This is a genomic window from uncultured Streptococcus sp. (assembly GCF_963518475.1).
GTDB lineage: Bacteria > Bacillota > Bacilli > Lactobacillales > Streptococcaceae > Streptococcus.
Map to the genome: position 1 here is coordinate 66,419 of NZ_CAUQJA010000010.1, position 12,820 is coordinate 79,238.

Genomic DNA, 12,820 nt, shown 5'->3' on the forward strand with positions numbered 1-12,820 from the left:
AGAGAGGATGAACCTATGAGAAAATTTAAAATCTTTTTATTTATCGAAGCCTGTCTTTTGACAGGAGCTCTGATTTTGATGGTTTCAGAGCATTTTTCGCGTTTTCTGCTGATTTTATTCCTCTTTTTGCTTTTGATTCGCTATTACACTGGTAAAGAGGGCAATAATCTTCTTTTAGTGGTGGCAACCATTCTCTTCTTTTTCATCGTCATGCTCAATCCCTTTGTGATTCTAGCTATTTTTGTTGCGGTTATCTATAGCCTCTTTCTTCTTTATCCGATGATGAACCAGGAAAAAGAGCAGACCAATTTGGTTTTTGAAGAGGTAGTAACGGTTAAGAAGGAGAAAAATCGTTGGTTTGGAAATATCCATCATTTTTCAAGCTACCAGACTTGCCAGTTTGATGATATCAATCTCTTTCGTCTCATGGGTAAGGACACTATTCATCTGGAGAGAGTTATCCTAACCAATCATGACAATGTCATTATCCTCAGAAAGATGGTAGGAACGACCAAAATCATCGTACCTGTAGATGTGGAAGTCAGTCTCAGTGTTAACTGTCTTTATGGTGATTTGAATTTTTTCAATCAGCCCAAGCGAGCCCTTCGCAATGAACACTATCATCAAGAAACAAGAGACTATCTCAAGAGTAACAAGAGTGTCAAGATTTTCTTAACCACTATGATTGGCGATGTTGAGGTGGTTAGAGGATGAAAAAACAAGCCTATGTAATGATTGCTCTCACCTCCATCCTGTTTGTCTTATTTCTGTCCCACAGCTTGCTGGACATCCTTGACTTTGACTGGTCTATTTTCTTGCATGATGTCGAAAAAACAGAAAAATTTGTCTTTTTGTTGTTGGTATTCAGCATGTCCATGACCTGTCTTTTAGCCCTGTTTTGGAGAGGTGTCGAAGAGCTTTCTTTACGAAAAATGCAGATTAATCTCAAGCGTTTGTTGGCAGGGAAAGAAGTGGTTCAGGTTGCTGATCCAGATTTGGATGCCAGTTTCAAGTCCTTGTCAGGTAAACTTAACCTTTTGACAGAAGCTATTCAAAAGGCTGAAAATCACAGCCTTTCTCGGGAAGAGGAAATCATCGAGAAAGAACGGAAGCGAATTGCTCGGGATTTGCACGATACGGTCAGTCAGGAGTTGTTTGCGGCCCACATGATTTTATCAGGTGTCAGCCAGCAGTCTTTGAAACTGGATAGAGAAAAGATGCAGATCCAGTTGCAGAGTGTCACAGCCATCCTTGAAACAGCCCAGAAGGATTTGCGGGTCTTGCTCTTGCATTTGCGACCAGTTGAACTGGAGCAGAAGAGTCTGGTTGAGGGAATTCAAATCCTCTTAAAAGAGCTTGAGGACAAGAGTGATCTTAGAGTTAGTCTTAAGCAAAATGTGACGAAATTGCCCAAGAAAATCGAGGAACATATCTTTCGCATTTTGCAGGAGTTGATTAGCAATACCCTCCGCCATGCCCAGGCCTCTTGTTTGGATGTCTATCTCTATCAGACGGATCTTGAATTGCAACTGAAGGTGGTGGACAATGGAATTGGTTTCCAGTTAGGGAACTTAGATGACTTGAGTTATGGACTACGCAATATCAAGGAGAGGGTTGAAGATATGGCAGGGACGGTTCAGTTATTGACAGCTCCCAAGCAAGGGCTGGCAGTTGATATCCGTATTCCCCTGCTCGATAAGGAATGATAAAGGAGTAAAGATGAAAATTTTACTAGTAGATGACCATGAAATGGTCCGATTGGGCTTGAAAAGCTACTTTGACCTCCAAGATGATGTAGAAGTTGTGGGCGAGGCGGCAAACGGGTCTCAAGGAATTGAGTTGGCATTGGAATTGCGTCCGGATGTTATTGTCATGGATATCGTCATGCCTGAGATGAATGGAATTGATGCGACCTTGGCCATCCTCAAAGAATGGCCTGAAGCCAAGATTTTGATTGTGAGCTCTTATTTGGACAATGAAAAAATCATGCCTGTCTTAAATGCTGGTGCTAGGGGCTATATGCTCAAGACTTCTAGTGCAGATGAATTGCTCCATGCTGTCCGTAAGGTGGCTGCTGGGGAGTTGGCCATTGAGCAAGAGGTCAGCAAGAAGGTCGAATACCACCGCAATCACATAGAACTACATGAGGACCTGACTGCGCGTGAGCGAGATGTTCTCCAACTCATCGCCAAGGGCTACGAAAATCAGCGTATCGCAGATGAACTTTTTATCTCTCTCAAGACGGTCAAGACCCATGTGTCCAACATTCTTGCCAAACTTGAAGTCAGCGACCGCACCCAGGCGGCTGTCTATGCCTTTCAGCACCACTTGGTGGGGTATGAAGACTTTTAATAGTTATGTAAAAATAATATTGGAGAAGTAGCTGAGCTTAGTATCAAAGAAGTAAGCAAGTACCTCTAGCACGATAAAATATTTTTTTCACAATGTTTTATGTTATTTGTTGACATTCATTTTATAGGGGAGTAAAATGAAGCTAAAGATAACTAAAGTAATGTAGTATTTATCAAAGGATATAAAAAATCCAAAAGGAGGTTAGAATCATGTCTCCGTAAATTATCAAAATAAGGTCACTAGAGCGTTAAGGAATTTTGAAGAAAGGATTTTTGTCATGAAAAAATATATTACTTATGCAGCTTTATTACTTACTTCAGGCGCTTTACTATCAACTACTTATGTAGTTAGAGCAGAAACTACAACGTCTACCACTAAAGTGACTACATCACAAACAACTTCACAGTATACAAGCGAAAAAGAAGCAATTGATCAACTTGTTAAAGAAGGTAAAATTAAGGTTGAAGATGCAGAACAAGTTAAGTTGGTAGGATTTTCTCCTAGAGAATTAACTCAAGTAGAAGGCGATCAAGAAAAAATAGCATTTAATCAAAATAGAGATGGTAAAGGAACCTGGATGCAAACAGATGGCCGCTGGTGGTTCAAATATACTTCAGGTGGGTATGCTAAACATTGGGAATTGTTAGATGAGAAATGGTATTATTTTGATGATCAAGGTTGGATGAAATCAAATGAGTGGATTAACCCAGATGGTAATTGGTACTATCTTTCAAATGATGGAGCTATGCTAACCGATTACAATAGAGTTAATGGAAAACCTTATTTCTTTAGATCTAACGGCGTTTTGGTAGAAAATAAAGGTCAGGCAATTGCTGAGTATGCAGAGACATTTGTAGATAAAATCCCATATGTTGGGGGTTGGGCAGACTTGAATAAGGGTGTAGATTGCTCAGGATTTACACATGCCATATATAAAAACTTTGACATTTACTTAGGAACTGATACTAGATCTCAATTTAAGCAAGGAATTGATGTAACTGGTAATGAAAAACCTGGAGATTTAATTTTCTTTAATAATCTTGAACATGTGGGAATTAATATTGGCGGTAACCAAGTGGTTCACGCAAATTATGTAAGAAAATTTGTAAACATAACTAACAATGAATACATTGGATCTATTGACGGAGCTAGACGAGTTTGGTAACAATAAAATTTAAATGTCATAAATAATTTGTTACTAATTGGAGGAAACGGCTATGAAAAAATCTAAACTACTTACACTTGGTTTGCTTGCAGGTGCTGGTCTACTATTGTCTATCAATCAAGTACAGGCTGCAGATACTTGGGTTAAAAATGGTGCTGACTGGAATCTTTCACAAGATGGCAGTTTCGCTAAAAACAAATGGGTACAAAACGCAGGTTCTTGGTACCACTTTGACGGTTCTGGTAAAATGCAGACAGGCTGGCTCAAAGATGGGAATACATGGTATTCGCTCGCAGACAGTGGCGCTATGCGTACTGGCTGGTACAAGGAAGGTAGCACCTGGTACTCACTTGCAAATAGTGGTGCTATGCGCACAGGTTGGTACAAAGAAGGGTCTACATGGTATTACCTCAAAGACAGTGGCGCTATGGCAACAGGATGGGCGACTGCAAATGGTCAATGGTCTTACTTTGAAAAATCAGGTGCTATGGTAGCAGATAGAGCTGTTCCAGCAAGCGATGGGGAAAGTTATGTCATTGGTAAGGATGGTTATATGTTAACCAAACTCCCAAGTCAGGTTGAACAAGATCCTTTTGATGATACAGTTATTACAGATATCGTTACTTTGTCTGATGGTTATGACTATCACCTTGTTCATAAGAAAGATGGAGTTGTTATCGAAAAGAATGCCTGGTATATCAAACCTATTGTTGAACGTTTTTCTTATCAAAAGATTGGCGATATAAAACGAAATACTTTAGATGCCATTACTGATAATAAAAAACCAGGGGAAGAAATTGATCCTAAAGCTGTCATAAAGAATTTCCAAAACTTACCAAATAAGTATTACTTTGGAGCAGATGGACGTAAGGTTGCGAATCTACCAGAATTCACTACTCACTTCCCTATTCAAAAAGTTGGGTCTGAACTTTATCTTAAAAACTCAAGTCCAGTTATTAGTCTAGATTCATCTGGATTGACAATTAATGACAATAAACTTTATCTAAGAGGTGCCAATGATGATAATGGTAAACTTGTAACTGGATATTTTACAATGTTTATGGACGGATTATTATCTAAAGATCACCATATTTTGGGCTATGCAGATGAATCTGGTGAAATCGTGAAGATGAAAGTTTTGCCTAATGATTTCCGTGATTATATTGAAAAAGGAATTTCCGGTTTTTATGGAGAAACTGTTAGATATGACAGTTCAACAGGAAATGTTTCTGTTGTGAAATAAACTATCTGACATAGTAAAAAGAAAAAAGCGAACAGTTTTGTTTACTAGGAAGTCATGTTCATTTCACTATAGAACAGGAGGAAATGGCTATGAAAAAATCTAAACTACTTACACTTGGTTTGCTTGCAGGTGCTGGTCTGCTTTTGTCAATCAATCAAGCACAGGCTGCAGATACTTGGGTTAAAAATGGTGCTGACTGGAATCTTTCTCAAGATGGCAGTCTCGCTAAAAACAAATGGGTACAAAATGCTGGCTCATGGTATCATTTTGACAGCACTGGTAAAATGCAGACAGGCTGGCTCAAAGAAGGCAATACTTGGTATTCACTAGCAGATAGTGGTGCTATGCGCACAGGCTGGTACAAGGAAGGCAATACCTGGTACTCACTCGCAAATAGTGGTGCCATGCGCACTGGCTGGTATAAGGAAGGTAACACCTGGTACTCATTAGCTAATAGTGGCGCTATGCGTACTGGCTGGTACAAAGAAGGCAACACATGGTACTATCTTCATTTTAGTGGTTCTATGATGACAGGTTGGGAGTGCATAAATGGTGATTGGTATTATTTTGAACAATCAGGTGCAATGGCCTCTGATAGAGTTGTAAATTCTAGTGATGGAACAGGCTATATTCTCAGCAAGGATGGACATATGTTCACTTTACAAGATAGCCCTTATAAACATGATGATATTGTTCGTTTAGGCGATGGATATGAATATCTGATTAAAGCAAAATATGATGGGAATAAATTTACTGATGTTATAGTGGCTAAAAACACTTGGTATGTCAAACCTGAGTTCAAGAAGTTTTCCGACAAATATGGGGATCATGTTGCAAATATAACCTTAGCTTTAGTGGATAATAAAGAAAAAGGACAAGAAATTGATCCTAAAGCTGTTATTCGTAATTTCCAAAATCTGCCAGGTCGATATTACTTTGGAGCAGATGGTCGTAGAGTATTACCACTTCCAGAGATGACAACTAGATCAGAAATCAAAAAAGTTGGCAATGATCTTTATCTAGAAGACCCAGGTGTACGACTTAGACTTCCGTCTACTTACTTCACAATCAATAACAATAAACTATACTATTTAGAAAATGAACAAGGTAAGCTTAAAACAGGTTACTTTGTACTGATTGATGATGGAGCAACCACTACTCACTATCACATTCTAGCCTATGCGGATCAATCCGGTGAGATTCTTAAGATGAAACGCTTGCCATCAGGAGTTAGAGATTATCTTGACAAAGAAATCGATGGTTTCTATGGTCAAAAAATTAAGATTGAATCTCCACACTCAAACGAATATTACAAAGTGGTTGTGGTTAAATAAGAAAAACGAATCGCCTAATGAGGGATGTATGGGCGATTCGTTTTTTAACTGTAATCAGCCACTACTGAATACCTTTTATAAGATTATATTTGAATTCTAAAGAAAATTAAGAAGAAACCATACTTCCAGCAGGATTGAAAAGCGCATTCATTACTTGAAAAAAGTCGCCCATTTATGTTATAATAGACTGTATTTAAAAAATTTTAAGGAGAAATGACAGAATGTCTGTATCATTTGAAAACAAAGAAACAAACCGTGGTGTCTTGACTTTCACTATCTCTCAAGACCAAATCAAACCAGAATTGGATCGTGTCTTCAACTCAGTGAAGAAATCTCTTAATGTTCCAGGTTTCCGTAAAGGTCACCTTCCACGTCCTATCTTCGACAAAAAATTTGGTGAAGAGTCACTTTACCAAGACGTTATGAACGCTCTTTTGCCAAATGCTTATGAAGCAGCTGTAAAAGAAGCTGGTCTTGAAGTGGTTGCTCAACCAAAAATTGACGTAACTTCAATGGAAAAAGGTCAAGACTGGGTTATCACTGCTGAAGTCGTTACAAAACCTGAAGTAAAATTGGGTGACTATAAAAACCTTGAAGTATCAGTTGATCTAGAAAAAGAAGTAACTGACGCTGACGTTGAAGAGCGTATCGAACGCGAACGCAACAACTTGGCTGAATTGGTTATCAAAGAAGCTGCTGCTGAAAACGGCGACACTGTTGTCATCGACTTCGTTGGTTCTATCGACGGTGTTGAATTTGACGGTGGAAAAGGTGAAAACTTCTCACTTGGACTTGGTTCAGGTCAATTCATCCCTGGTTTCGAAGACCAATTGGTAGGTCACTCAGCTGGTGAAACTGTTGATGTTATCGTAACATTCCCAGAAGACTACCAAGCAGAAGACCTTGCAGGTAAAGAAGCTAAATTCGTGACAACTATCCACGAAGTAAAAGCTAAAGAAGTTCCAGCTCTTGACGATGAGCTTGCAAAAGACATCGATGAAGAAGTTGAAACACTTGCTGAATTGAAAGAAAAATACCGCAAAGAGTTGTCTGAAGCTAAAGAAGAAGCTTACAAAGATGCCGTTGAAGGTGCAGCAATTGATAAAGCTGTAGAAAATGCTGAAATCGTAGAACTTCCAGAAGAAATGATCCACGAAGAAGTTCACCGTTCAGTAAACGAATTCCTTGGAAACTTGCAACGTCAAGGTATCAACCCTGACATGTACTTCCAAATCACTGGAACTACTCAAGAAGACCTTCATAAACAATACGAGGGAGAAGCTGAGTCACGTACTAAGACTAACCTTGTTATCGAAGCAGTTGCGAAAGCTGAAGGATTTGATGCTTCAGAAGAAGAAATCCAAAAAGAAATCGAGCAATTGGCAACAGACTACAACATGGAAGTTGCTCAAGTACAAAGCTTGCTTTCAGCTGATATGTTGAAACACGATATCACAATCAAAAAAGCTGTTGAGTTGATTACAAGCACAGCAACAGTTAAATAATCTTAATAAACAAAAATCCCACCTGACTAGGTGGGTTTTCTGATGCGCTATTTTCCAAAAATCTCTTTGAGGTCTGCGTCAGTAATCCCAATCATGGCGGGGATGCTATCCCAATTTTCTTCGGTTAGGATGTAGGATTGTTCAGAGGTACTTGATGTGGCTGTTTCAGAGACAGCTGGTTGCTTTTCTTCAACATTTTCAATTAAATCACTGAAGCGTTCAATCAGATAGGTTTTTCGGGCAGTTCCGATATGTTGAGTAGCATAGTCGAAGGCCTGTAATTCGCCTAGTAAGATAAGCTTGCTTTTGGCGCGTGTAATGGCTGTGTAGATGAGATTGCGCTCCAGCATACGCCTACTAGCACTGGTGATAGGTAGGATGACAACAGGGAACTCACTTCCCTGAGACTTATGGATACTCATGGCATAGGCCAGGCGAATCTTGTACCATTCATTACGTGGGTAAGAGACTTCATTGCCATCAAAATCAATGACAATCTCGTCTTGTTTCGACTCGGTGTATTTACCAGGAATCAGGTCTGTGATAGCTCCCAAATCTCCATTAAAGACATTGATTTCAGCATCGTTGACCAGGTGAATGACTTTATCTCCCTTACGATAGTGGCACTGGGGAGCTTCAAAACTAAGTTGATCTTTTTGTGGTGGATTGAGCAGGTCTTGCATGAGCTGATTGATAGCATCAATTCCTGCAGTCCCTCGGTACATAGGAGCCAGAACTTGGATATCACGGGCAGGAATACCATTTCTGAGGGCGGCATCTAAGATTTTTTCAATAGTAGCTGGAATATGGCCACTAGCAATTTCAAAGTAGGAACGGTCTGCTTTTTTCTGGGTGAAATCAGCTGGCAAGATCCCCTGTCGAATCTGACTAGCTAGGGTGACGATGGTTGATTCTTCGCTCTGCCGGTAAATTTTTTCCAAGCGAGTCTGAGGAATCAAAGGAATATGAAGCAGATCTGCTAGAACTTGTCCAGGACTGACAGAAGGCAACTGGTCGCTGTCGCCCACGATGAGGATTTTACTGTTAGAAGAGATGTTGGAGAAGAGTTGATTGGCCAGCCAAGTATCCACCATAGAAAATTCATCCACGATGATAAAGTCAGCATCTAGATAATCCTCCAGATGACTGGTATCATCGTCACCTGTCATTCCTAAATGACGGTGTATGGTCGCGCTAGGCAAACCTGTCAATTCATTCATGCGGCGAGCTGCTCGTCCAGTTGGAGCGGCAAGAAGAATAGGTAGGTTGCTTTTTTTCCTGAGGTCAAGTCCTTCTAAAAGAGCATAAACAGCGATGATCCCATTGATAACCGTTGTCTTACCAGTACCAGGTCCACCTGTTAGGATAAAGACCTTGTTCTGGATAGCGTCACAGATAGCTTGTTTTTGAATGCTATCATACTCAATCTCCAGATCTTCTTCGACAGTAGCAATATGTTTTTGAATGGTTTCTAAATCCAGGCTCTTCTGTTTTCCTTTTTCAAGGATACGAACCAAGTGACTGCGGATGCCTTCCTCCGCGAAAAAGAGACTATTATCAAAGATTTTGGTATCAATCTGCTGAACTTTGTCTTCTTCTATCAAGTAGGAGAGCTCTTGGGCCACTTGGCTGGGGTCCAGTTCTACGGGACGAGAAGATTCAAGGAGAGTAAGGGTTTGTTCTAACAAATCCCGTGCTTCAACATAGGTGTCTCCTGTTTCCATACAGGCTTGAAAAAGACTGTGAACTAGACCGGCGCGGAAGCGTTCAGGAGCCTGACTTTCGATGCCTAGTTCTTCCGCTAATTGGTCAGCAATGGTAAAGCCCAATCCCTTGATATCCTCAACCAGCTGGTAGGGATAATTTTCAACCACATCAAGGGTTTCTTCCTTGTAAAAGTCTTGAATTTGAAAGGCTAGTTTATTGGGAATACCGTAGTTGGCTAGTTTGGCCAAAACCATCTCCGTTCCGTAGTTGAGACGGAGAGTGGAGACGAAAGCCTCGCGATTTTTGGCAGATAGTCCTGCAATGCCTTCTAGCTTTTCTGGGTGTTGCAGAATTTCGTCAATGGTATTGTCGCCATAGGTATCCACGATTTTCTGAGCTGTCTTGAGACCAATTCCCTTGAAATGGCTACTTGAAAAGTACTTAACCAAGCCCTTGCTAGTTGGTTTTGCGCGTTCATACCTACTGATTTGCAGTTGCTCCCCATACTTGGAGTGCTGGACAATTTGTCCCCAAAAAGTATAGTCTTCTCCCTCAATCACATCAGCCATGGTGCCCGTGACAATGATTTCAAAATCATCAAAATCCTCTGCGTCCGTATCGTCGATTTCTAGGAGGAGAATACGATAAAAATTGCTGGGATTTTCAAAAATAATCCGTTCAATGGTTCCTGAAAAATAAACTTCCATAAGATTCCTTTGCATAAATAGGTGAGAGTTAATACTCTTCGAAAATCAAATTCAAACCACGTCAGTTTCGCCTTGCCGTACTCAAGTACAGCCTGCGGCTAGCTTCCTAGTTTGCTCTTTGATTTTCATTGAGTATAACTTTGTTTCTATCCTAGTTAGACTGGGTAGAGAATAATCATCTTCTTACGATAGAAGAAGAGGCTGAGATTGGTGATTCTCGGCCTCTTAGGTCTCTTAAAATGTTCCGATACGGGTGATTGGCCAGAAGCGGAATTTAGCTTCCCCTGTGATATCTTTTGCTTTAAAAGTACCTACGTGACGACTGTCACTTGAAACCAAGCGGTCGTCTCCGAGGAGAAGGTATTCTCCTTCTGGGACAGTGAAGCTAAAGTTGGTGTTGTAGTTGACATCAACTGTGAAGGCTTGGGCTTTTTCAGCGATACTTCTAAAGAAAGTTCCTTTATTTCCTTCAAATCCCTTGCCTGAGTAGGTGCTTTGGAGTTTGTCATCCTTGAAACGTTTGATATAGTCAGCTAGGTAAGGTTCATCTGTCTCTTTGTCATTGATGTAAAGTTTATCGTTTTCGTAACGGATGGTGTCGCCAGGCATTCCAATCACGCGCTTAACAATGTCCTTATTGCCATCTTCCTCGTGGGCCACCACGATATCAAAACGGTCAATAGGCAGGTGTTTGACAACAAAGAGGATTTCGCCATCCGCTAGGGTAGGATCCATGGAATGCCCTTCTACGCGGACATTACTCCAAAAAAAGATACGACTTAAAGCTAGTAATGACAGAATTAGGAGGAACAATCCCCACTCTTTTAAGAAATTTTTAAATGAATTCATAACTTACCTTTCTAAGCGTTTTTTCGCTTTTTCAGTATTTTTAAAGTGCAGTTTGGCGCAGAAATTGAGTCCCTGCATTCCATAGGCCTGTAAAATCTGGCTAGCCACCTTATCAGAAGCCGTTCCAGCTCCACTTGGAAGTTGATAGCCCAGTTCTCGTCCCAGATTTTCAAGATTTTCCAGAAAGAGATCACGCGCAATGATAGAAGAAACTGCGACAGCCAAGTATTTGCCCTCAGCCTTTTCTTCTAAGCTGATAGGATTGCTGAAACGATTGGCCTCTTTTGCCAAGTACTTGTCATAATTTTTAGCACTGGTAAAGGCATCAATCACAATTTTCTCAGGCTGAATGCCTTTTTGAAGGAGGAGATAGATAGCCTGATTATGGAGGGCTACCTTAACAGAAACAGCGTTGTAGCGTTCTCCGATGACCTCGTTGTACTTGCTTGGTGAGAGAAGCAGTGCCTGGTGCTGGATTTTTTCTTTGAGGATAGGGGCAATCTGACGGATTTTTTGGTCGGTCAGAGTTTTAGAATCCCCCACACCGAGTTTTCGCAAGAAGGCATGCTGGTCAGGTGTAACAAAGGAAGCCACAACTGCAAGCCCACCAAAGTAGGAACCATTTCCAACCTCATCTGTTCCAATTAAAGGGAAATTTTGTCCCCTGTTTTCCTCTACAACTTGATAGCCAAAGAAACTAGCATATTTCTCAGCTCCTTCCCCTTGAAGCAAGACCTTTCCAGAAGTATAGATAGAAACCGTTGCTTGAGGTAGTTTCAAAAAGTAGCGGATATAGGGATTCTTGCTGGGAGCCAGACTGGTTTGATAGTGTTCAAGAAAAGCCTGAATCTCCTTTTCACTTGGTGTGAGTGTTATACTTGCCATAGTTTCTATTGTACCATAAAAGCAGGTAAATTTGTAAAAACTGACAAAATTAGCGAATTTTGGTATAATATCGTGAGGTGAATTTTATGGCAAATCTAAATCGATTCAAATTTACATTCGGGAAAAAATCATTAACCTTGACAAGCGAGCATGATAACCTTTTTATGGAGGAAATCGCCAAGGTTGCGACAGAAAAATACCAAGCAATTAAAGAACAAATGCCTAGCGCAGATGATGAAACAATCGCTCTTTTGTTGGCAGTCAACTGTTTATCAACTCAGCTCAGCCGTGAGATTGAATTTGATGATAAGGAGCAAGAATTAGAAGAATTGCGCCACAAGCTTGTGACTTGTAAGCAAGAACAGAGCAAGATTGAGGATTCCTTATGATTTCACTCCTTCTTCTATTGGTCTTGGCTTGGGGATTTTATATCGGCTATCGGAGAGGCCTGCTCTTACAGGTTTATTACCTGATTTCAGCCATGGCATCGGCTTTTGTGGCTGGCCAGTTTTATAAGGGGCTTGGGGAGCAATTTCATTTGTTGGTCCCTTATGCAAATCCACAGGAAGGTCAGGGAACTTTCTTTTTCCCATCGGATCAACTCTTTCAGTTGGATAAGGTCTTTTACGCAGGAATCGGCTACTTGCTTGTATTTGGGATAGTCTATAGCATCGGTCGTTTGCTTGGTCTCCTCTTGCACTTACTTCCTAGTAAAAAACTGGGTGGTAAGTTGTTCCAAGTTTCAGCAGGTATCTTGTCCATGTTGGTGACCTTATTTGTCTTGCAGATGGCCTTGACAATCTTAGCGACCATTCCCATGGCAGCTATACAAAATCCTCTTGAAAAGAGTATCGTCGCAAAACACATCATCCAGAGCATACCAGTAACAACCAGTTGGCTCAAACAAATCTGGGTGACAAATTTAATCGGATAAAAAGGGCAGGAATTTTCCTAGCCCTTTGTTTACAGATTTAACTAGAATCTATCAGAATGTAAAAAGCTACCACACCTAGACATGCAAAGACAAGGAAATAAAGATGAATAAGAAAATATTAGAAACATTAGAGTTCAAT

General features: G+C 40.5%; 12 protein-coding genes. 9 read left to right on the forward strand and 3 right to left on the reverse strand.

The annotated features are described in order from the left end of the window. The first annotated feature begins 15 nt into the window (after positions 1-15). From liaF to tig, 7 genes are all read left to right on the forward strand, one after another. Positions 16-714, forward strand: a complete 699-nt coding sequence (gene liaF / locus RYK12_RS05595) for a cell wall-active antibiotics response protein LiaF (RefSeq protein ID WP_314847584.1) — start codon at positions 16-18, stop codon at positions 712-714. Then, on the forward strand, positions 711-1,706 hold the full coding sequence (locus tag RYK12_RS05600; RefSeq protein WP_314847586.1) for a sensor histidine kinase: 996 nt from the start codon (positions 711-713) through the stop codon (positions 1,704-1,706). Before liaF ends, RYK12_RS05600 begins: the two co-directional genes overlap by 4 nt. 13 nt (positions 1,707-1,719) lie before the next feature. Further along, a complete protein-coding gene (locus RYK12_RS05605) occupies positions 1,720-2,352 on the forward strand; it encodes a response regulator transcription factor (protein WP_314847588.1) in 633 nt (210 codons plus the stop codon). 277 nt (positions 2,353-2,629) lie between these two features. Beyond that, on the forward strand, positions 2,630-3,517 hold the full coding sequence (locus tag RYK12_RS05610) for an NlpC/P60 family protein (protein WP_265476254.1): 888 nt from the start codon (positions 2,630-2,632) through the stop codon (positions 3,515-3,517). Between the two features lie 52 nt (positions 3,518-3,569). Beyond that, a complete protein-coding gene (locus tag RYK12_RS05615) occupies positions 3,570-4,760 on the forward strand; it encodes an N-acetylmuramoyl-L-alanine amidase family protein (RefSeq protein ID WP_000748702.1) in 1,191 nt (396 codons plus the stop codon). 89 nt (positions 4,761-4,849) lie between these two features. Continuing rightward, positions 4,850-6,094 (forward strand): N-acetylmuramoyl-L-alanine amidase family protein, encoded by a 1,245-nt coding sequence (locus tag RYK12_RS05620; RefSeq protein WP_261032200.1) that lies wholly within the window; start codon positions 4,850-4,852, stop codon positions 6,092-6,094. A gap of 221 nt (positions 6,095-6,315) precedes the next feature. Further along, positions 6,316-7,599: a trigger factor gene (gene tig, locus RYK12_RS05625; protein WP_314847595.1), complete on the forward strand. Its 1,284-nt coding sequence runs from the start codon at positions 6,316-6,318 to the stop codon at positions 7,597-7,599. Between the two features lie 47 nt (positions 7,600-7,646). On the opposite strand, the gene RYK12_RS05630 is transcribed toward tig, so the two are convergent. From RYK12_RS05630 to rnhC, 3 genes are all read right to left on the reverse strand, one after another. Further along, positions 7,647-10,013 (reverse strand): ATP-dependent RecD-like DNA helicase, encoded by a 2,367-nt coding sequence (locus RYK12_RS05630; protein ID WP_314847596.1) that lies wholly within the window; start codon positions 10,011-10,013, stop codon positions 7,647-7,649. A gap of 234 nt (positions 10,014-10,247) precedes the next feature. Then, entirely contained in the window at positions 10,248-10,862 is a 615-nt protein-coding gene (gene lepB / locus RYK12_RS05635; RefSeq protein ID WP_004245100.1) for a signal peptidase I, read from the reverse strand. A 3-nt stretch (positions 10,863-10,865) separates the two neighbouring features. Beyond that, positions 10,866-11,747 (reverse strand): ribonuclease HIII, encoded by an 882-nt coding sequence (gene rnhC / locus RYK12_RS05640; RefSeq protein WP_314847598.1) that lies wholly within the window; start codon positions 11,745-11,747, stop codon positions 10,866-10,868. Between the two features lie 86 nt (positions 11,748-11,833). Between rnhC and zapA the strand changes: the two genes are divergently transcribed. Both zapA and RYK12_RS05650 read left to right on the forward strand, forming a co-directional pair. Next, positions 11,834-12,136, forward strand: coding sequence for a cell division protein ZapA (zapA, locus tag RYK12_RS05645; RefSeq protein ID WP_000002019.1), 303 nt, complete (start codon positions 11,834-11,836; stop codon positions 12,134-12,136). After that, the gene (locus RYK12_RS05650) at positions 12,133-12,681 is read left to right on the forward strand and encodes a CvpA family protein (RefSeq protein ID WP_004262935.1); all 549 of its coding nucleotides are present in this window, start codon (positions 12,133-12,135) and stop codon (positions 12,679-12,681) included. Before zapA ends, RYK12_RS05650 begins: the two co-directional genes overlap by 4 nt. Positions 12,682-12,820 lie beyond the last annotated feature (139 nt).